The 20,872-nt window shown below is 29.3% G+C and carries 22 protein-coding genes, 1 tRNA gene and 1 pseudogene; 14 read left to right on the top strand and 10 right to left on the bottom strand.

Annotation, left to right across the window (positions count from 1 at the left end):
- Nucleotides 1-60 precede the first annotated feature (60 nt).
- The 3 genes from FBF06_RS00925 to FBF06_RS00915 are packed head-to-tail and all read left to right on the top strand — an operon-like array spanning nucleotide 61 to nucleotide 2,176.
- Complete coding sequence (locus FBF06_RS00925; RefSeq protein ID WP_002900759.1) at nucleotides 61-780, top strand: TerC family protein; 720 nt, start codon at nucleotides 61-63, stop codon at nucleotides 778-780.
- Nucleotides 773-982 (top strand): alkylphosphonate utilization protein, encoded by a 210-nt coding sequence (locus tag FBF06_RS00920; protein WP_002851709.1) that lies wholly within the window; start codon nucleotides 773-775, stop codon nucleotides 980-982. Before FBF06_RS00925 ends, FBF06_RS00920 begins: the two co-directional genes overlap by 8 nt.
- 9 nt (nucleotides 983-991) lie before the next feature.
- The gene (locus FBF06_RS00915; RefSeq protein WP_052796043.1) at nucleotides 992-2,176 is read left to right on the top strand and encodes a metallophosphoesterase; all 1,185 of its coding nucleotides are present in this window, start codon (nucleotides 992-994) and stop codon (nucleotides 2,174-2,176) included.
- A 13-nt stretch (nucleotides 2,177-2,189) separates the two neighbouring features.
- Here the strand turns inward: FBF06_RS00915 and FBF06_RS00910 are convergent, their stop codons facing one another.
- From FBF06_RS00910 to FBF06_RS00880, 7 genes and pseudogenes are all read right to left on the bottom strand, one after another.
- Nucleotides 2,190-3,548, bottom strand: coding sequence for a hemolysin family protein (locus FBF06_RS00910; RefSeq protein ID WP_002869507.1), 1,359 nt, complete (start codon nucleotides 3,546-3,548; stop codon nucleotides 2,190-2,192).
- Nucleotides 3,549-3,646: 98 nt separating this feature from the next.
- Nucleotides 3,647-4,852, bottom strand: coding sequence for a putative transporter (locus FBF06_RS00905; protein ID WP_079460392.1), 1,206 nt, complete (start codon nucleotides 4,850-4,852; stop codon nucleotides 3,647-3,649).
- A gap of 45 nt (nucleotides 4,853-4,897) precedes the next feature.
- The gene (locus FBF06_RS00900; protein ID WP_002867104.1) at nucleotides 4,898-5,644 is read right to left on the bottom strand and encodes an energy transducer TonB; all 747 of its coding nucleotides are present in this window, start codon (nucleotides 5,642-5,644) and stop codon (nucleotides 4,898-4,900) included.
- A gap of 1 nt (nucleotide 5,645) precedes the next feature.
- On the bottom strand, nucleotides 5,646-6,056 hold the full coding sequence (locus FBF06_RS00895) for a biopolymer transporter ExbD (protein WP_002851714.1): 411 nt from the start codon (nucleotides 6,054-6,056) through the stop codon (nucleotides 5,646-5,648).
- Nucleotides 6,043-6,804 (bottom strand): MotA/TolQ/ExbB proton channel family protein, encoded by a 762-nt coding sequence (locus tag FBF06_RS00890; RefSeq protein ID WP_052796041.1) that lies wholly within the window; start codon nucleotides 6,802-6,804, stop codon nucleotides 6,043-6,045. The genes FBF06_RS00895 and FBF06_RS00890 overlap by 14 nt, the downstream gene beginning before the upstream one ends.
- Nucleotides 6,805-6,815: 11 nt before the next feature.
- Nucleotides 6,816-9,082 (bottom strand): annotated as a pseudogene (locus FBF06_RS00885) (TonB-dependent receptor).
- On the bottom strand, nucleotides 9,079-9,888 hold the full coding sequence (locus FBF06_RS00880; protein ID WP_168977494.1) for a ChaN family lipoprotein: 810 nt from the start codon (nucleotides 9,886-9,888) through the stop codon (nucleotides 9,079-9,081). The pseudogene FBF06_RS00885 and the gene FBF06_RS00880 overlap by 4 nt, the downstream one beginning before the upstream one ends.
- A 263-nt stretch (nucleotides 9,889-10,151) precedes the next feature.
- Here FBF06_RS00880 and FBF06_RS00875 point away from each other — a divergent pair, with 263 nt between their 5' ends.
- From FBF06_RS00875 to FBF06_RS00855, 5 genes are read left to right on the top strand one after another with little or no spacing between them, the layout of a single operon-like run.
- The gene (locus FBF06_RS00875) at nucleotides 10,152-10,268 is read left to right on the top strand and encodes a hypothetical protein (RefSeq protein ID WP_002860993.1); all 117 of its coding nucleotides are present in this window, start codon (nucleotides 10,152-10,154) and stop codon (nucleotides 10,266-10,268) included.
- Between the two features lie 10 nt (nucleotides 10,269-10,278).
- A complete protein-coding gene (locus FBF06_RS00870; protein ID WP_002873946.1) occupies nucleotides 10,279-11,283 on the top strand; it encodes an extracellular solute-binding protein in 1,005 nt (334 codons plus the stop codon).
- The gene (locus FBF06_RS00865; RefSeq protein ID WP_070317231.1) at nucleotides 11,283-12,899 is read left to right on the top strand and encodes an iron ABC transporter permease; all 1,617 of its coding nucleotides are present in this window, start codon (nucleotides 11,283-11,285) and stop codon (nucleotides 12,897-12,899) included. Before FBF06_RS00870 ends, FBF06_RS00865 begins: the two co-directional genes overlap by 1 nt.
- Nucleotides 12,883-13,791 carry an ABC transporter ATP-binding protein gene (locus FBF06_RS00860; protein WP_079862481.1) on the top strand — a complete coding sequence of 303 codons (909 nt, stop codon included), beginning with the start codon at nucleotides 12,883-12,885 and terminating at the stop codon, nucleotides 13,789-13,791. Before FBF06_RS00865 ends, FBF06_RS00860 begins: the two co-directional genes overlap by 17 nt.
- A gap of 35 nt (nucleotides 13,792-13,826) precedes the next feature.
- Nucleotides 13,827-15,032, top strand: coding sequence for a saccharopine dehydrogenase family protein (locus tag FBF06_RS00855; protein ID WP_002859373.1), 1,206 nt, complete (start codon nucleotides 13,827-13,829; stop codon nucleotides 15,030-15,032).
- A gap of 27 nt (nucleotides 15,033-15,059) precedes the next feature.
- Here the strand turns inward: FBF06_RS00855 and sodB are convergent, their stop codons facing one another.
- Entirely contained in the window at nucleotides 15,060-15,722 is a 663-nt protein-coding gene (sodB, locus tag FBF06_RS00850; RefSeq protein ID WP_002909587.1) for a superoxide dismutase [Fe], read from the bottom strand.
- Between the two features lie 267 nt (nucleotides 15,723-15,989).
- Between sodB and FBF06_RS00845 the strand changes: the two genes are divergently transcribed.
- Nucleotides 15,990-16,172 (top strand): hypothetical protein, encoded by a 183-nt coding sequence (locus FBF06_RS00845; RefSeq protein WP_002888234.1) that lies wholly within the window; start codon nucleotides 15,990-15,992, stop codon nucleotides 16,170-16,172.
- Between the two features lie 135 nt (nucleotides 16,173-16,307).
- Here the strand turns inward: FBF06_RS00845 and FBF06_RS00840 are convergent.
- Nucleotides 16,308-16,382: transfer RNA gene (locus FBF06_RS00840), tRNA-Glu, on the bottom strand.
- A gap of 141 nt (nucleotides 16,383-16,523) precedes the next feature.
- On the opposite strand from FBF06_RS00840, the gene FBF06_RS00835 reads away from it, so the two are divergent.
- Nucleotides 16,524-17,087 (top strand): manganese efflux pump MntP family protein, encoded by a 564-nt coding sequence (locus FBF06_RS00835; protein ID WP_002867928.1) that lies wholly within the window; start codon nucleotides 16,524-16,526, stop codon nucleotides 17,085-17,087.
- Here the strand turns inward: FBF06_RS00835 and miaA are convergent.
- Complete coding sequence (gene miaA / locus FBF06_RS00830) at nucleotides 17,073-17,942, bottom strand: tRNA (adenosine(37)-N6)-dimethylallyltransferase MiaA (RefSeq protein WP_002851982.1); 870 nt, start codon at nucleotides 17,940-17,942, stop codon at nucleotides 17,073-17,075. The genes FBF06_RS00835 and miaA overlap by 15 nt on opposite strands.
- 70 nt (nucleotides 17,943-18,012) lie before the next feature.
- On the opposite strand from miaA, the gene mqnP reads away from it, so the two are divergent.
- From mqnP to moaA, 4 genes are read left to right on the top strand one after another with little or no spacing between them, the layout of a single operon-like run.
- Complete coding sequence (mqnP, locus tag FBF06_RS00825; protein WP_002859371.1) at nucleotides 18,013-18,897, top strand: menaquinone biosynthesis prenyltransferase MqnP; 885 nt, start codon at nucleotides 18,013-18,015, stop codon at nucleotides 18,895-18,897.
- On the top strand, nucleotides 18,888-19,385 hold the full coding sequence (locus FBF06_RS00820; protein WP_002851641.1) for a hypothetical protein: 498 nt from the start codon (nucleotides 18,888-18,890) through the stop codon (nucleotides 19,383-19,385). The genes mqnP and FBF06_RS00820 overlap by 10 nt, the downstream gene beginning before the upstream one ends.
- On the top strand, nucleotides 19,382-19,897 hold the full coding sequence (locus FBF06_RS00815) for a hypothetical protein (protein WP_002851715.1): 516 nt from the start codon (nucleotides 19,382-19,384) through the stop codon (nucleotides 19,895-19,897). The genes FBF06_RS00820 and FBF06_RS00815 overlap by 4 nt, the downstream gene beginning before the upstream one ends.
- 12 nt (nucleotides 19,898-19,909) lie before the next feature.
- Nucleotides 19,910-20,872, top strand: coding sequence for a GTP 3',8-cyclase MoaA (gene moaA / locus FBF06_RS00810; RefSeq protein ID WP_052796037.1), 963 nt, complete (start codon nucleotides 19,910-19,912; stop codon nucleotides 20,870-20,872).

Below are 20,872 nucleotides of genomic sequence, written 5' to 3'. Positions count from 1 at the left end.
TATTTGCTTTAAAACTATAAAATATCGCTTTAAAAAATTTTAAAATTTTCAAGGAAATTTATGTTTGAATGGATATTTAGTATTGATGCTTGGATTACTTTAGCTACTTTAAGTGCTCTTGAAATTGTACTAGGGATAGATAATATCATTTTTTTAGCTATTTTAGTAAGCAAACTACCCCCTGAACATCGTGATAAAGGACGTATCTTAGGTTTAGCTTTTGCAATGATTACAAGAATTTTACTTCTTTTATCTCTTTTTTGGGTGATGAAACTTGTAACACCTTTGTTTAGTGTATTAGACAATGAAATTTCAGGAAGAGATCTAGTTCTTTTACTAGGTGGGCTTTTCTTGATTGTAAAGTCTATTAAAGAAATTAAAGAGCAAATTTCTCATCAAGAAGAAAGTCAAAGTCATTTTAAAGCAAGCAATAAACTTTGGATAGTTGTAGCTGAAATTGCTGTGATTGACATAGTGTTTTCGCTTGATAGTGTTATTACCGCAGTAGGAATTGCTCAAGATGTAACCATCATGATTATCGCTGTTATTATCGCAGTAGCTGTGATGCTTTTTGCTTCTAAACCTATAGCAGATTTTGTTGAAAAATATCCAAGCATTAAAATTTTAGCCTTAGCTTTTTTGGTGCTAATAGGCGTAGTTTTAGTTGCTGAAAGTTTTGATATTCATATTGATAAGGCATATATTTATACCGCTATGGCTTTTGCTTTAGTGGTGCAAATTTTAAATATTTTAGATCAAAGAAAGGAAAAAAATGGCTAAAGACGCTAATGGAATAGAACTTAACACAGGTGATAGCGTGAGTGTAATAAAAGATCTTAAGGTTAAAGGTGCAAGTACAACTTTAAAACGTGGAACTACTATAAAAAATATTAAGCTCACTTCTAAAGAAGGTGAAATTGAGGCTAGAGTAGATAAATTTGGCGTTATTGTTTTAAAAACTGAATTTTTAAAGAAAATCTAGGCAAAGAATGTGCGAATCTTACTTGTTTTAAGAGGGAATTATTACGCAGGACAAGAAGAATTTATCAAAAATAATAAACTTCAAAATTATACACTTGATTTAAATGCTTTGCGTCTTTTATCAGGAAGCGTTAAAAATATAGTCAGTGAATATAAAATTTTAAATGTTAAAAATGATGAAGATTTGAGTAAAATTTTACTCAAACTTCTAGAAATGCGTATGCAAAAAGGTGAGTTTAGCATCATAAACGCTTACAACGAAACATTAAAAATTTATAAAGACTTAGCTAAACAATATCGCTATAAAATATATGTTATTGTTTTTGATAGCTCTTTAAAACAATGTCAAGAAAAAAATCTTTTAGAAGCTAAAAAAAATGGATATATCATTCCTTATGCTCTTTTGGAAAAAACTCAAGATTTGCTCAAAAAAAATCCAAAAAAATACCCAATTTTAGACTCGAGCGACTGGAAAAAATGTCTTTACCAAATGCCAAATTTAAGCAAATACAAAAAAATTCATCATATAGGAGATTTACAAGGTTGTTATAGTGTTTTAAAAGAATACATTAAAACAATCAAAGAAGATGAATTTTATATATTTTTGGGAGATTATATCAACAGAGGTATAGAAAATGGCAAAGTAATAAAATTTCTTTTAAAAATTTGCGAAAAAGAAAACGTATGCTTATTAGAAGGAAATCACGAAAGACATCTTATAAAATGGGCTAATGGAGAATTGTCAAATTCCAAAGAATTTAATGAAAATACTTTAAAGGATTTTAGAAAAGAAAAACTTACTCCAAGAGATGCTAGAAAACTCTATCCTCATCTAAAAGAATGTTTATACTACAAATTCCAAAATAAATTCATATTTTGTTCACATGGAGGAGTAAATTTTATACCCTCCAAACCTGAAAAAATAAGTTTTATACCAAGCCATGATTTTATTTATGGTGTAGGTGGATATGAAGACAGTCAAAAAATAGCAAATCAATTTTGTAATTTCACCTCGGACAATCTTTATCAAATCTTTGGACACAGAAATAAAGAAAAACTTCCTATGAAAATAGCCAAAAGAGTATTTTTATGCGAGGGTAAAATAGATGATGGTGGATATTTACGCGTAGTTACACTAGATGAAAAAGGTTTTGAGTGTATAGAAATTAAAAACCAAATTTACAAAAAGAAATAAAGCCTAAAGAGGCTTATTCTTCATCTTTATTTGTTTTTTTAACCACCTTAACACGCTCTATAGAATTCCCATCCATTTTTTTAACTTCATAGTAACAAAGTTCATCTTCAATGCGATCTCCTACCATAGGCAAGCGTCCTAAAAGATTAAATACATAACCACCTATAGTAACTTGTTCTAAATCCTCATCATAGTTTATTACAAGCATTTCTTCAACAGTTTCTATATCGCATCGTCCTTGAAATTCATAGATATTTTCAGCAAGTTTTTTATAGCTGTCTTCTTCATGCTCGCTTTTAATTTCGCCAATAATTTCTTCCATGATATCTTCCATGGTTAAAATTCCAGCAGTTCCACCATACTCATCAACTACTAATGCAGTATGAGAGCGTTCTTTATTCATCATTACAAGTACTTTTGAAATGCTGATATTTTCAGGAACCAAAATCAAAGGTTTAACAAAAGTATCTAAATTTTGACTTTTATGGTTTAATTCATTTTGTATTATATCTCGTATGTGTATCATACCTAAAATAGTATCTTTAGAACCATCAATATAAGGAAAGCGAGTATGTTTATGCTCACAAATGATTTGCATATTTTCTTCGTAACTTTTTTGTTTATTTAGACAAATCATATCTTTTCTAGGAGTCATAATCTCTTTAGCAACAGTATCTGAAAAATCAACAGCATTGCGTATGATCTCTGTTTCAAATTCATCTAAAACTCCACCTTTTTGACTCTCACTTGCTATGATTTTAATTTCTTCTTCGCTATGAGTTAGCTCGCTTTCTTTAGCAGGTTTTATTCCAAAAAGTTTCAAACTTATAGCTGCTAAAAAATCGAAAATTTTAATACAAGGCAAAAAGAGCATCCAAAACCAATGAAGCGGTCTAGCTATAAATAAAACCGCTTTATCTGCAACTGCAATAGCTATACTTTTTGGCACAAGTTCTCCTAAAACCACATGTAAAAGAGTAATAATGCTAAAAGCAATAATGAAAGCTATAGTATGGATAATAACAGTGCTAAAACCAAGATTAATAAGCGGAATTTCTAGCATTTTTGCAATAGCAGGCTCACCTATCCAACCAAGAGCTAGAGAACTTAAAGTAATTCCTAATTGACAAGCACTAAGATATGTATCAAGCCTTGAAGTAACCTCCAAAGCTTTCTTGGCACCAGCTTTTTTTTCTTTTACCATCTCTTCAAGCTTGGAACGACGTACTTTAACAATACTAAATTCAGACAAAACAAAAAAACCATTTAAAAACACTAGAGCAAGTGCAACAACAACCATAAGCATAGAATATCCTGCATCAAAAGATGCTGTAGAAGTTTGGTTTAAATCCAAAACCTGACTGGGGTCCAATGAAGCTCCTTAAGAAATAAAATATTATTAAACCTTATTATACACAATTAAAAGTAAATTTAATATTTGAATTTTTTCTTGTATTTTATAAGAAAAAACTAAGACTTATAAGAAATATTTTTCTCAAATTCTTTTAAACGCTTATATATACTTCTAAGTTGAGTGATAGTTGTCCAGTTTGTGATAAAAACACTAAAAGAGCTTCGCACTTGATCAAATGCATTATTAATCTGCATTACAATACCAAGTCCTATAGCTCCAGCAAAAAGCCCTGGTGCCATGATTAAAAATGGCACTATAACTATCATTTGCTCAAATAAAATGAGCCAAATATTAAAATATCCATAATGTAAAAAAAGTCTTTTATAGTTAAATTTAAGCCCTGTAAAAAGCTCTATCATAGTCTCATTTTTAGCGTATTCTTTGCGATTATCCTCAGCATAAACAAGCTCTTTTCTAAAAGCTGCTTCAGCTTTTTGATTGTTATATTCAAGTCCAGGAAGCTTAATACCTACAAACCATGACACAACCAAGCCTCCTAAAGAAATCAAAAGTGCAATATAAACAAGCAAACCATCAATGTTTTTTAAAAAATAAAAAGAAGAATTTTCGCTTAAATTTACAAATAAAGCTTTACTCACAACATCACTTAAACTCCATAAAATCGGAATAAATGCTACAAGGGTCATCAAAGCTTTTATAAAACTAAGTCCTAAACTCTCTACGATTTTAGAAAAATTATAAGTATCTTCTTGAATTCTTTGCGAACTTCCTTCTATATTATCATCTTTATTTTTCCAAAATTTTAAATAAGAAAAAGTCATAGCCTCACGCCACTTAAAAGCATAGACGCTAGCAAAATAGATATTAATTGTAGCGATTAAAACATAAGGAATAGCAATAGCCAAAAAAACTAAAATCAAAGCATAAAAATCACTTGCTGAATAATTTGGCTTTTCAATCATAGCCCTAGAGTTGAAAAAATATTCTAATAAATTTTGATAATAATACAATGCGCCTTTATTGATAAAATTAGCTTTTTGGAAATTTTGCTCAGCTCTTTGATTAGCCTCTTGGATTAAAGTGGCATTATTTTCAAGATTTTCTTCTATTTTTTGCGTAGAATTAGAATCCAAAAGTTCTATTTTTGGCTTTTGTAAAACATTGTAAAAATCACTATACCATGAATTGATCGCAACATTTAAGCTTGTTTGTATATATAAGAAAAATAACAGTAAAAAAAGTCCCAAATAAGCCCATAAAGCCCATTTTTTACTTTTAAAAAACGAAGAGAACATAATCATCACCTTTAAAATAAAAATTCTAATAAACTTTTTTTAATGAAAAGTTTATTTTTTACCTAAATAGTCTTTAATATTGTAATCAATAGGCATAACAAAACTGATTTTATCACCATTTTTTAACATTTCTTTAGGCGGTTTTGGCAATGGAGAAGCTCTTTTAAATAAACTTAAAGCTTCATCATTGAGCGCTGCATAAGGGCAAGATTTTTTAAGCTCTTTGCTTAAGACATTTCCGCTTTCATCAATGCTTACGCGAATTCTTACAACGCCTTCTTGTTTTTGCATTATCGCTTCTTGAGGATATTTTTTAAATTTAGTCAAATGAGCCATAAGCAAAGCTTGATAGCTTTTAACTTGTTCTTTGGCATTGCCACTTACTATAGTTTGTGTTTTATCTTCATTACTTTGTAGCGGAGCACTGAGCGATTCATTTTTAAATTTTGAATTTTCACTTGCATTAGCTATTTCTTTTTGAGCTTGGTTTTCATCTTGCTTTTCAATCTTTTTTTGAACTTTTAATACAGCATTTTTATCTTGAGAATTAAGACTTATTCTTTCGTCTTGTTTTTTGTTTTTATCTTGAGAATTACTCTTTTTTTGATCAATCGAAACTTCTTTTAATTCCCCAATGGGAAGCTCTGATACCATCATAATGGAAGTAAATTCCGCTCCTTGTTTAAAATCAACACCACTTGATTTTTCTTGAGTATAAAAAGAAAAAAGGAAAAACATTAATACTAAAGTATGCAATATCAAACTTAACACAAACCCAAAAATCACACTAGACTTCATACTAATCCATCTTTTTACTTGAAAGAGCTATTTTTCCATAGCCATTCTCTTTTAATTTTTGCATTACTTGCATAATATCTTCATACTTTACACTTTTATCGATATGAAAATAAATAATTTCTTCTTTATTGCCTTTGGTTTTTATATCTAAAGCACTTGAAAGATTTTCTAGGCTTAATTTATCATCATTAATAGCCAAAGTATTATCAGTATTTAAATAAAGTATGATGGGATTTTTAAGCTTATCCTCTGCTTGCTGCGAACTCTTGGGTAATTCTATTTTGATAGAACTTGTGATAAGAGGAGTAACAGCCATAAAAACAATCAATAATACAAGCATAATATCTATAAAAGGAGTTATATTGATCTCACTTAACTCCTCTTCTTTGTGAGCCATTTCAGTTTTTATCATTAAAATAACTCCTATGAAAAAGTATATAGACAAAATTTGCAAGCTCATCTAAATGGTGCATAAGTTTTAAATTTTTTCTTGTAAGATAATTATAAAAAAGCACCGCAGGGATAGCAGCTATCAAGCCAAAAGCTGTAGCAAACAAGGCTTCAGCTATACCAGGCGCAACGACTGCTAAAGAAGCATTGCCAAGATTTGCTATACCTATAAATGCATTCATAATTCCCCAAACTGTTCCAAAAAGCCCTATAAAAGGTGCGCTAGCACCTATACTCGCAAGCAAGCTCAAGCCATTTTTGCTTGCTGTGATTTGCTTTGAGATGGTATTTTGCAAACGCAATTCTATACGCTCTTTTATGTGATCATTTTTATATTCACTTTTTTCAAGCTCATCTTGAATTTCTAAAGATAAAACACCTGCAAAATCTTTTGTCTGATCTAATTCATTGAGATTTTTTAATTCTTTTATCTTTTGTATAGACAAGTCTAGATTTTTTTTCATAAAATAAAATTGCATAAGCTTAGAAATAAAAACCGCCCATGCTAAAATGGAAAATAAAACCAATATATAAATAACACCTTTTACCACCTCATCAGCATTTTGATAAAGACTAGAAAGAGAAAGCTCTATTTTAGGTGCTTTGGTTTCTATCTTAGAAGAATCAAAAGATAAATTTGTATCTGTTGCATTTACTTCAGCATTTAAATTTAACAATAAAAAACAAAATAAAAACATTTTTTTTAACATTTGTATATTCCTTAATATTTATATTCAAAACTTACTATAAAAGTACGACCGCGAGCAGAATTGCTAAAAAGATAGATAGGATCACCTGCTCCATTATATTGAAGCTGATTATCTAAGGAATTATAAGCATTTAAGGCATCCATGTAGTTTTTATCAAATAAATTTTGCACCTCTGCTCTCATTGTGAGGTTTTTAAACCATTCTATATTCCAATATAAATCTACTATAATAGGAATTTTTGGTAAGTCTTGTGTGGTTGGTTTAGGATAATAAGGATTGTTTGGATCTTTATTCCAATCATCTGTATTTGGATTTACCCTTTTTGCTTTGCCTGTGTATTTTGCTATACCACCAAAGCTTATTTTGTCATTTAGCCTAAAGCCAAGCTCTACATTTACATAATCTTTTGGAAGCTCCATGATTTTACTTGCCGAAAAAGAGCCAAGAAGAGGTCCTGAAGTTTGAGAAATAGTCGAACTTGTATCTTATCTTGAATACATAGCTTTAGCATAAGCAAAACCCAAGTCATAGCTTAATTCTAACTCCACACCCTTAAATATGGTATCATCAGCTGAATTTAAGTGCATATAAAATTGCGAGCTTGGAGGAACTTTACTTGGATCTTCAAGATAAAATTGTTCATTATAAATATAATCTTTTATTTTTGTATGATAATACACGGCTTTAAAACCAAAGCGATCATCATCTTTTAAAAGTCCATGTTTAAAAGAATTAAAACCTATTTGCCAAGTATTGGCTTGTTCTGGTTTTAAGAAAGGATTGATACCATTGCCTTCGTTATTTGAGAAAAACATTTCTTGCACATTAGGGGCTCTATTTGTTCCGCAAAACTTACAAAGGGTGTAAAAAGCTCGTGTATGGCAGCTGAAAGCATGACAGAAGCATTCAGGCGAAGTCCATTTTTATCTATATCTGTCGCCGCTTTTGGAAAACACATAAAATTTACTTCATCGCAAGCAGGTCTGTGTCCTTTGATATTCCAATCTAAAAGATTCACATTAGTATCAAGTGTAAAGATACCATAATTTAGACTATTATCAAGATAATAAGTAAAAAGATTTTGTTTTCCACGAGGCTGAAAAGGTATAGAATTTACTCCTTGAATTGATGTATTTAAGGTATTTTTATAATCATTAAGCAAAATATTTGCTCCAAAGCGTGTGTTTAGATTAAATCCATGCCATTCACCCTCTAAAGTATCACTTATATCAAAAGTAGTGGCAGTATTTTTTGCCTTTGTGTTAGCTATGGCATCGTTTGCCGCAAAAGTAGATTTTGATCCATAGGTTTGTATGCCTTGATTGTAGGCAATAAGCGTATTTACATTAAGCCACTCATTAGGGTTGTGCCAAAAATCAAGTTGATAATTGTCATTGTGTATTTTTCTACCGGCAAGTTCGTTTTGATATCTACGATAAGAAAATATAGTGTTTGTAAAAGAATTTGGGACATATTCGAGTTTAAAAAGTTGAGAGTTTGGTTTTTGGGTTAAAAAATCTGGATCAAAAGGAGCGATATTGGTATCAGCTATACCATCTCCATCAGTATCAACCATACTACTACCTATCTTGCCACCCCCGCCTACAGTGTAATTTTGAGTAATTCTCTTTGCGCTATAACCAAAAAGCGCGCCCACATATCCATTATTTTCAAGTTCAGTCTTTCCAGCCACTGCACTCATATAACTTGGTCCGATTCCATTGCTTCCATAAGAAAATCGTCCTAAAAATCCAAAGATATTGCCATCATGTACAATATCATTTATACCTATGGTCTTAAAATTTGCTGATCCCATCAAGGCATTTGCTCCACCTACTCCTTCAAAAGTTCCCCTTGTAACATCAACTCCGATTAAGAAATTTGTATCAATAACAGCTCCAAAAGCTGAAGTTCCCGTTTGTGAATGAAATCTAGCTGGATCATCTGATGCACTACCATAAAAAGTTTGAGTAACACCGTCAATCATGGTATTAACACGCCCAAAACCACTCATACCACGAATATTTACTTGAACTGTACCTTGAGCTTGATCTGTGTTTGTGTAGGTTCCAGGTATACTACGCACTATAGAATCTATACTTTGTGTATCTGAACCTATACCCTCTCTTGTGCTTGTTGCTCCAGGAGTTACAAAAGGTTTTTCATCGTTTTTGATTTTTGAACCTGAAATTTCAAGACTATCAAATTCTAATTCTTCAGAAAAAGCAAAACTAGCAAAACATAAACCTACAGCACAAAATAAACTTAATTTTTTCATTCCTCCCCCTTATAAATCAAAACATAATCACTGTCTTTTAAATCTATTTCTCCATAGCTTAAATTCACTACAACTATTTTTTTACTGCTTTTAAAATCTTGTATATGTAAAGGAATTCCTATTTTTTTACTTGTATGATAGCTTCCAGCTAGCAATAAAACTTTATTTACATGATGAACCAATACATCAGCCATACGCCTGTCTTTGAATTGTTGAATTTCCACCAATTTATCTAGTAATTCTTTATTTTCTTCAGGATTTAGCTTATGGCTTAAGGATATAATGTCAAAAAGTTGTTTTTTTACTTCATTTGTGGTTGAAACATAACCCTTTAAGGGCTGAGCCCCATTATAAATACTTGTAATTTCTGAGCGTGAAAGATTTACACCCAATATTTTTGACTTTGAATAAAAAACCACATTGACAAATTGCTCATAATCTTTCCATTTCCAGACCTTATCCCAATTTAATACATTAGTAAGTTCATTGGCTTTAATGGTTTTTTTATTTTTAAAAGCTTTATCTAAGTGATTTTGCTCTGTGCTTGCTAACATTTCTAAAGCTACATCAAAGTTTATATTTTGAGAACTTAAATTTCCTTCTAAGGCATTAAAAATCATAACTTGACTTATCTTATGTTTAACCTCATCGTGTTTTTCGCCAAGCAGTATCACATCTGCTTTTAGCAATTCTAAAATCATATCTTCAAAAGAAATCTTTTTTTGAGTATGCGTATCAAGTATATAAAAATCTTTATTTTCTTGAAGTGGAGATGATTTTTGCAAAACAGCACAAGCGCTCAACATAAAGCTTATAAATAGAATGCTTAAAATAGTATAAAATTCATTATTATTGTTACTTTCTTAGTGGTTTATTTTTGATATTGAATATTAATATTTTATATATAAAAATACTCTTAAATATTTATATTAAAATTTAATTATTTATAATTATTATCAAAATTTATTATAATAAAATGAAAATATTTATCAGTTATAAAATTATTAAGTTACTTTATATTTACTTTTTAATATTAATATTTCTTATCAAAATATATAAAAAGGAATTAATGCCTATGAAAAAAATAATTTTATTTTTACTATGCTTTGGCTTTGCTTTTGCTTGCTCTGAACATTCTCATACCGATTTTAAAGATCTTAATAAAACCGAGTATAATTCTCAATAAAGGATAAAATATGAAAAAAATCTTTCTTATGTTTTTAACGGCTTTTTCATTTTTAGGTGCTAGTGAGCTTAATATTTACTCAGCAAGACATTATGATGCTGATTTTGAAATCATAAAAAAATTCGAAGAAAAAACAGGTATTAAGGTCAATCATACTCAAGCTAAAGCTTCAGAACTCATCAAAAGACTTTCTCTTGAAGGAAGTAATTCCCCTGCTGATATTTTCATCACAGCTGATATTTCAAATCTTACAGAAGCTAAAAATTTAGGACTTTTATCCCCTGTTTCATCAAAATATTTAGAAGAATTTATACCTGCTCATTTAAGAGATAAGGATAAAGAGTGGTTTGCGATTACAAAAAGAGCAAGAATTATTGCTTACAACAAAAACGCAAATATCGATATTAGCAAAATGAAAAATTATGAAGATTTAGCAAAAGCTGAATTTAAAGGAGAAATTGTTATGAGAAGTGCTACAGCTCCTTATAGCAAAACTCTTTTAGCATCTATTATAGCTAATGATGGAAATAAAGAGGCTAAAGCATGGGCTAAAGGTGTGCTTGAAAATCTTGCGACAAATCCAAAGGGTGGAGATAGAGATCAAGCCAGACAAGTATTTGCAGGCGAAGCTAAATTTGCAGTTATGAATACTTATTATATAGGGCTTTTAAAGAATTCTAAAAATCCAAAAGATGTAGAAGTGGGGAATTCTTTGGGTATTATTTTTCCTAATCAAGACAATAGAGGAACGCATATTAACATTAGCGGTATTGCTATGACAAAATCAAGTAAAAATCAAGATGCGGCTAAAAAATTTATGGAATTTATGTTAAGTCCTGAAATTCAAAAAATTCTTACTGATAGTAATTATGAATTTCCTATAAGAAATGATGTAGAATTAAGCCAAACGGTAAAAGATTTTGGAACTTTCAAAGAAGATCAAATCCCTGTGAGTAAGATAGCAGAAAATATTAAAGAAGCGGTTAAAATTTACGATGAAGTCGGTTTTAGATAATGTATAAAACCTTAAAATACTATAAACTCGGGGCAATTTTACTTGCCCTTTTTCTTGCTTTACCTATTTTTGGTATTTTTGCTGAACTTTTTTATATTTTATTTCAAAATTTTAATACAAGTGATTTAACCCAATTTTCATCTATTAAAGAAAATTTGAGTCATTTTTTTGATTATTTATTTTTAAAATTCATCAAAGATACTTTTATAATTAGCATGGGAGTATTGTGTTTAAGCTTGATTTTGGGTGTGAGTTCTGCTTATTTGATCGCAAATTATGATTTTTATTTCTGTAAAATTTTAGAAAAATTACTCATTTTACCCTTGGCCATACCTGCTTATATTTTAGCCTTTGTTTATGTTGGAATTATGGATTTTCAAGGATTTTTTCATGAAAATTTTGGCTTTAGGATGGATTTTTTCAATCATTATGGTGTTATTTTTGTTTTGGCTATTTCTTTATATCCTTATATTTATTTATTTGCTAAAACAGCTTTTAAAAGTGAAGCCAAAGAGGCTTATGAAGTAGCTAAAATCATGAAATATTCTGAATTTAGAATTTTTACACGCGTGGCACTTTTGAGCGCAAGGCCTGCCATTTTTTCTGGAGCTTTATTGGTTTTAATGGAAACTTTAAGTGATTATGGCGCAAGTGCTTATTTGGGAGTGGATACTTTTTCGGCTGGAATTTTTAAACTCTGGTATGATTTGAATGATTCTTATTCTTCTAGTGTTTTATCGGGTATTTTAATGCTTTTTGTATTTTTGATTATGTATGTGGATTATTATTATAAAAATAAACATCATTATAGTTTTAATCAAAATTTAGCTCTTTTTATCAAAAAAAGAAAATTAAATCCTATTAAACAAATTCTATCCTGTATTTATTGTTTTATGATTGCTTTTGTAGGTTTTATTTTACCTTTTATTTGGCTAGTTTATTGGGGGTTAAAAGATCATAAGCTTTTTGAATCACAATTTTATATTATCAGTTTTCAAACTATAATCTTAGCTTTAGTCACTGCTTTAATTACCACTTTTTTAGCTTATTTTTTGATGTTTAGTTCTAGGATAGTTAAAAATCATTTTTTTAATTTATTTATTTTAAAAATAAGTTCTTTGGGTTATTCTATACCTGCTGCTGCTTTAGGGATTAGCATTATAGTGCTTTTTGTATTTTTGGATAAAATTTTTCACATGAGTTTATTAGGAAATTCTTTATTTGTTCTTATTTTTGCTTATATAATTCGTTTTTTAGCGAGTGCAATTTATTCTTTAGAAGGAGGATATAGTAAAATTCATCTAAATATTGATGAAGCAAGTTTAAATTTAAGAGCGAGTTATTTTATTTTATTTTTTAAAATTCACACACCTTTAATGAAACATTTTTTATTTTTGGCTTTTATTATTGTTTTTATTGATACGATTAAAGAACTTCCTTTAAGTAGAATTTTAGCGCCTTTTGGCTTTGAAACTTTAAGTGTTAAAGCTTTCTGGTTTGCAAGTGATGAAAGAATTTATGATGCAGCTTTGCCTTCCTTGTTTATCGTTTTTCTTTCTTTAATGGTTGTTGTTTGGATGGATAAAATCACAAGGAAAGATGATGTTAGAAATTAAAAATTTATCTAAAAATTTTGAAAAAATACAAGCTTTAGAAAATATCAATCTTCATGTCAAAGAAGGAGAATTTTTAAGCATTTTAGGAGGTAGTGGAAGTGGAAAAAGCACGCTTTTAAGGATTATTGCTAAGCTTGAACAAGCTAGTTCTTATGATTTGTTTTCTTGCAAAGGTGAAGTGGCTTTGATGTTTCAAAATTATGCTTTATTTCCTCATTTAAATGTTGAGAAAAACATACTTTTTGCACTTTACGATAAAAAAGATAAAAATCAAATTTTAAATCATTTGCTTAAAACTTTTGAAATTGAAGATTTAAGATATAAAAAAATCGATGAAATTTCAGGAGGACAAGCGCAAAGAGTGGCTTTTGCTAGAGCTATGGCAAGAGGATGTAAGCTTTTGCTTTTAGATGAACCTTTTTCTAATTTGGATCAAAATTTAAAACAGGATTTAAGAAGAGAATTGAAAAAAATGATAGAAAATCAAGGCATTACGGCTATTATGGTAACTCATGATATTGAAGATGCTTATTGTATGTCTGATCAAATCGCTTTTTTAGAAAAAGGAAAAATTTTAGCTCATGCAAATCCTAAAGAGCTTTATTTTAAGCCCGATTTTAAAAGTGCGCAAATTTTACCTGATTTAAATATCATAGAAGAAAAACTTGATTTAGAAGATGAATTTTTTGCTTGGATAGCTTCAAAAAATTATATTTTTGGTTATGCAGAACTTAAAATAGGAAATCGCTTTGAGGCTAAAATTTTACAAAAAGAATTTTTAGGGGCTTTTTATAGACTTAAGTTAAGATATAAAAATATAGAATTTTTTATGTTATTAAGCTCAAATTATAACCTAGAAGAAAAAATAAATTTTGATATTATCAATTTTTAGTTAAAATTCCTAAAAATCTTTTAAGGACAAATTTCATGAAAAATCTTTTAATCATAGGCGCAGGTGGAGTAAGTCGTGTGGCTACTGTAAAATGTGCAATGAATTCTGATACTTTTAGCAAAATCACTTTAGCTAGTAGAACAAAAAGCAAATGTGATGAAATCGCTACTTTTATCAAAGAGCGTTTAGGGGTTCAAATTGAAACAGCGCAAATTGATGCTGATGATAGCAATGCGGTTGTAGAACTTATCAAGAAAACAGGAGCGCAAATTTTACTCAATGTTGCTTTGCCTTATCAAGATTTGAGTTTAATGGATGCTTGTATAAAAGCAGGGATTGATTATATAGATACGGCAAATTATGAACATCCTGATTTAGCTAAATTTGAATACAAAGAGCAATGGGCGAGAAATGATGAGTTTAAACAAGCAGGAATTTTAGGACTTTTAGGAAGTGGATTTGATCCTGGTGTAACTAATGTTTTTTGTGCTTATGCACAGCAAAATTTATTTGATGAAATTTCTTATATAGATATTTTAGATTGCAATGCAGGTGATCATGGCTATGCTTTTGCGACGAATTTTAACCCTGAAATCAATCTGCGTGAGGTTTCTGCTAAAGGGCGTTATTGGGAAAATGGCAAGTGGATAGAAACGCAGCCTATGGAAATAAAAATGGAGTGGGATTATCCAGAAGTAGGAGTGAAAGATAGCTATTTGCTTTATCATGAAGAACTTGAAAGCTTGGTAAAAAATATCAAAGGTTTAAAAAGAATACGCTTTTTTATGACTTTTGGACAAAGTTATTTAACCCACATGAAATGTCTTGAAAATGTTGGAATGCTAGGGATTAAACCTGTGATACACCAAGGTAAAGAAATCATTCCTATAGAATTTTTAAAAACCTTGCTTCCTGATCCTGCAAGTTTAGGACCACGCACTAAAGGTTATACCAATATAGGTTGTGTGATTCGTGGTAAAAAAGATGGAAAAGACAAACAAGTTTATATTTATAATGTTTGCAATCATGAAGAATGTTACAAAGAAACTGGCGCGCAAGCTGTGAGTTATACTACAGGTGTTCCTGCTATGATAGGTACGAAATTAATCGCTAAAGGAATTTGGCAAGGAAAAGGCGTGTTTAATATGGAAGAATTTGACGCTAAGCCTTTTATGGAAGAGCTGAATTCTCAAGGACTTCCTTGGAAGATTATCGAAATGACTCCAAGCTTAGGAGAGTAAAAAAGGCATCGTTTTGATGCCTTTAAATTATTTTACAGGGTGAAGTTCATTTGCATAAAAGCTAACTGATCCCATGCCTTCTTTTAAAGCCCATTCGTAAGCTTTTGCAACAAATTCCCAGTTAATATGAGCATAGAATTTTTCTAAATAAGCAGGGCGTGCATTACGATGATCTACATAATAAGCATGTTCCCAAACATCTACAACAAGTAAAGGAACTTTATCTTCAGTAATTGGTGTAGCTGCGTTTGAAGTACCTACAAATTCTAGTTTTTGATTTTTAGTATTATAAACTAACCAAAACCATCCTGAACCAAAAACTCCTGTAGCACCTTTGATGAATTCAGCTTTGAAATTTTCTAAAGACCCAAATTCTTTTTCTAGTGCCACTTGTAAATTAGCATCTATACTTTGACATGAACCGCCACAGCCACAGCCTGTACTTGGCTTAATGCAATCAAAATAAAAATCATGATTATAAACTTGAGCTGCGTTATTAAATACGCCCCCATTTGAAGTTTTGATAATACTTACAAGATCTTTACCTGCAAATTCAGTATCTTTAATAAGATTATTTAGATTTGTAACATAAGTATTGTGATGTTTTCCATGATGATAGCTAAAAGTTTCAGCACTCAAAAAATCACCAAAAGCATTGGTATCATAAGGTAATTTTCTTAATTCAAACATAATTTCTCCTTTATTTTTAGTTTGATATTGAAAATATTACCATAATAATATTAAAAAGAGTAAAAATATCTTAAAAGCTTAGTGGGTAAAATTTCTATTTATTTAACCTAAATAAAATAAGATACATTTATAATATATTTTAATAATAATTTAAATATATATAAAAAATTATATTTTTTTGAAATATTTTTACAAAAAATATCTATTTGTTGATTTTTAATAATTACAATTAATTTGCAACTAAAAATTATTCATAAGGAGGAAAATATGAAAAAAGTTGTACTAATCTCAGCATTACTAGGTGCTTTCGCAGCTAATGTTTTTGCAGCTGATACTCCAAGCGATGTAAATCAAACACATACAAAAGCTCATCATTCAAAAGCTAAAGCTGATAAAAAACATGAAGCTAAAACTCACAAAAAAACAAAAGAGCAAACACCAGCTCAATAATGCCCAGCCTTGATATAAGTCTATAATAGACTTATATCAAAAGCTATTCGTATTCTACAAAATAAATTATTAATATTTATTAAATTTCAATAGAAAAAATGAAAAAATTGTTATTTTAAAAGAAAAATTAAAAAGTGGTGACCCATACGAGACTCGAACTCGTGTTACCGCCGTGAAAGGGCGATGTCCTAACCGCTAGACGAATGGGCCACTTTTAAGGAGTAAAAAATAAAAATGAATTATATATATTTATTTCTTAAAATTTAATTAAATATATCAAAATTATGTGATTTTTATCTTTGTTTAATTATAATTTCATCTTCAATTTTTTATAAAATTTTAGGATTTATTATGGATTTTTATAGTCTTATTTTTTTATCCTGTGCTTTAGGAATGGATGCTTTTGCTGTATCACTATGCAAAGGTTTTAGTGTTAAAAAACTACATTTAAAACATTATCTTATTGTTGGAATTTATTTTGGTGGATTTCAAGCTTTGATGCCAACTATTGGTTATTTTATAGGCATAACTTTTGCATCTTTTATTGCGAGTATTGATCATTGGATAGCTTTTATTTTACTTTCTTTAATAGGATTAAAAATGATCAAAGAGTCATTGGAAAATGAAAATTGCGATAGTAATGCCAATCAATTTGGCTTTAAAACCATGCTAGCTTTAGCAATTGCTACGAGTATCGATGCACTAGCAGTTGGTGTGAGTTTTGCATTTTTAAATATAAATTTATTATTAGCTATATTTTTAATAGGTATTATCACCTTCATTTTATGTATCATTGCTCTAAAAATAGGGAATAAATTTGGAATTTATCTTAAAAATAAAGCTGAACTTTTAGGCGGATTGGTTTTAATTATACTAGGAGTAAAAATTCTAATAGAACATTTATTTTTCGATTGAAAATTTCATTCTTAAAGTAGCTAAAGCTTTATCAAATTCCAAGGCTTTACTTTGAAATTTTTTATTAAAAGTTCTTTGTCTTTTGGCAAGTTGTGTAGTATGTATCGTGATTAAATTTTCAAGCTCTTTAAAGGAAATTTCTCCATCTAAATATTCTTTACACTCTTTCAAACCTATAGAATTTAATGCTTTAAGTTTATGATCAAATTTAGAAAAAAGAATTTTTGCTTCATCCAAAAGTCCATTATCAAGCATTTCTTTTGTTCTAGTTTTAATACGTTTTTTTAAAATTTCTTTATCCCACGCAAGCTCATAAATTTCTATATCTTTAAGCACCCCAGTTTTTTGTGTTCTTTTTAAAAATTCACTAGGAATTTCTCTTGTTTGTTCATAAATACCCAGCCATTTTTTTAATCTATAAGTATCATTTTTTTCTATTTTATAGTTTGGATCAATATTTAATAAAAGAGCATAAATTTCATCGTTATTTAAAGAACTCTTTGACTCTAAGGTTTTTTCACTTAAACCATCTATCATAGTTTTTAAATAAAATCCAGTTCCACCTACTATAATTAGAGGTAAATTTCTAGCTAAAGCAAATTCTTTTGCTTTTTGATATTCTCTTATGAATAACTCAACATTAAAATGTTCATTCACGCTCAATAAATTTACCCCAAAGTATTTTATACTCGCAAGATCATCTTGTGAAGGCTTGGCACTTGCTATATTAATCTCTTTATAAACGCAAAGACTATCAAGACTTAAAACAACAGCATTAAATTCTCTTGCTAAAGTATTGGCTATGTATGTTTTTCCACTCGCAGTTGTTCCTATTAATGCTATTTCAAAAAACATTTTAATATTTATCCTAAAATTTATAAAAATTTTAGTAAAATCATAGCAAAAAATATTTTAAAGTAGAAAAATGAACACATTCTGGATAAAATTTAAAGATATTTTAGAACTTGTAGTATTTAAGCATTCTATTTTTGCTTTGCCTTTTTTATTTTCCTCTATGATTGTAGCATCAAAACTTGCAAATGACACTGCTTGGTTTGGTTTTAAGGCGTTGATTTTAGGCATTATTTGTGCGGTAAGTGCAAGAAATTTTGCCATGGCTACAAATCGTTTAATGGATGAAGATATAGATAAGGATAATCCTCGTTGTGCAAATCGCCCTAATGTCAGTGGAAAAATAGGTAGAAAAAGCGTATGGATTTTTATCATTATTAATGCACTTATTTTTATATCATGTTCTTATTTTATTAATACTTTGGCCTTTTATTTGTCTTTTCCTGTGCTTTTGGTATTGGCTATTTATTCAGCTTTTAAGCGCTTTAGTTCTTTAGCACATTTAGTTTTAGGATTTTGTTTAGGACTTGCGCCTATTGCAGGAAGTGTTATAATTATGGGTGAAATTCACATTTATAGCGTTATTTTATGTTTAGGTGTAACTTTTTGGACAGCTGGGTTTGATCTGCTTTATTCTTTACAAGATATGGAGTATGATAAAAAAATAGGACTTCACTCTATTCCTGCTAAATTTGGTTCAAAGGCTACTTTATTTATATCAGCTTTTTGCCATATTTTAGCGGTATTATTTTGGCTTCTTTTTGTGTGGGAAGTTTGGGGTGTAGCACTTGGAAAAATAGCACTTATTGGGGTAATTATAAGCGGTATTATTTTAGCCTTGGAACATAAAATTGTTCACAAGAATTTTGCTCATATTGATAGAGCATTTTTTACTCTAAATGGTTATTTAAGTATTATCTTTTTTATTTTTATTTGGATTGATTTATTATGGAATTAGCACTTTTTAAAGCAGGATTTGAAGCTCATTTAGAATGTTGTGAAATAGAAAATAACCGTTTTCTTGGAGAATACCTAAAACTTGGAGCAATTTCTCAAATTTTAAAATGGAAAAAACTTGCTTTACGCATTGATTTTGACGAGGGTGAAAAAATTATTTTTGATCTTCTTTTAAGTCTAAAAGAAGATATTTTAAGGCTTGAAAATTCTTTAGATAAAAATAAAGAACTTATACCACTTAAGCAAAAAGGGGTAATAGAATCTTTAAATTTTGAGTATCTAAATTTTTTGGATACTATTTTAGAAGAAGATAAAGAATATTATTTAAGATTTGATTTAAATAATCAAAAAATAGCTATTTTTATCAAAGCTCAAAGTCAAACATTGGCAAAAATTATCAAAATTAAGCCTGAAGACAAAATGGCTTTTGATGCTTTTGTTGTTGAAATCCAAAGAAATATGATAAGAAATAAGAAAGGCCAAGAATGAGTGATGATGTACTTTATTTAGTTTTTATAATTGTGCTTTTAATTGCAATGCTAGCCTACATGAATATCAAAGAAAGAGAAAATAATGCAAAAATAGCAAAACTTCAAAATGTGATAGAAGATATTACCAAAGAACTTCATTATTTTCGTAAAGAATTAGGAGTTAAAGATGATAGCGAAGAGGATGAAGACTATAAAACCTCTCTTTTAAAAGAAGAAATTATGATTGAACTTGATAAACAAATCAGTTCAAAAATCACTCCTGTTTTAAGAACACTAAAAACTATGGAACATATCATAGAAGATTTTCAAAATGAACAACAAAATCGTCTTTTAAATTTGGAACAAAAAGCACAAAGCATGGCTAAACTTACACCAAATTACGATACAGAAGAACAAAAAATAGAAAATCTTTTCAAAGAAGGAAAAAGCATAGAACAAATCGCTAAAGATTTACGCATTGGCACTGGAAATGTAGAACTTGTCTTAAAATTTAAGAAATTAATAAAATAGAATGGAAAATAAATGCTTATAGATCAATTCGGTAGAAAGATAAATTATCTTAGAATTTCAGTTACACAAAGATGTAACTTTCGCTGCCTTTATTGTATGCCAAAAATTCCTTTCGATTATCAGCCAAAAGAAAATTTATTAAGCTTCGAAGAACTTTTTTTATTTGTTAAAGCAGCTATAGACGAAGGAATTGAAAAAATCCGTATAACAGGTGGGGAACCTTTATTAAGAAAAGATTTAAGTATTTTTATAAAAATGATTAACGATTATAAAAGCGATATTGACCTTGCTATAACTACAAATGGATTTTTACTAAAAGACTTTGCTAAAGACCTAAAAAATGCTGGACTTAAACGACTTAATATTTCACTTGATACCCTAGATCACAAAAAAGCAAAAACTCTTGCGCAAAAAGATATATTAGATAGTGTTTTATCTGGAATTGATGAAGCTTTAAATCTAGATTTGAAAGTAAAACTTAATACTGTAGCTCTTAAAAATTTAAACGATGATGAACTGATATCTCTTTTGGAATTTGCAAAATCAAAAAAAGCTCAAATTCGCTTTATAGAATTTATGGAAAATACTCATGCTTATGGTAAATTACAAGGATTAAAAAGAGATGAAATTATACAAATTTTGAATCAAAAATATCAAATTCAACTTATAAAAAAAGATGAAAAAGCACCTGTGAGTATTTACAAGGCAGATGATTATGAATTTGGAATTATAGATCCTCATAGCCATGAATTTTGCGATTCTTGCAATCGCATACGCTTAAGTGCTGAAGGCTTGTTAATACCTTGCCTTTATTTTGATGAAGCATTAAGCATAAAAGAAGCGGTTCGAAAAGGTGATATTAAAGCCGCTGTAGAAATATTACAAGAAGTATTAAGAAATAAACCAGAAAAAAATAAATGGAGTGTTGTTGATAATGAAACCTCATCTCGTGCTTTTTATCAAACTGGAGGTTAA

Source organism: Campylobacter sp. CFSAN093227, from assembly GCF_012897855.1.
Taxonomy (GTDB): Bacteria; Campylobacterota; Campylobacteria; order Campylobacterales; family Campylobacteraceae; genus Campylobacter_D; species Campylobacter_D jejuni.
Note: the sequence above shows the minus strand (reverse complement) of the source record. Positions and strands in the feature narration are given on the sequence as shown.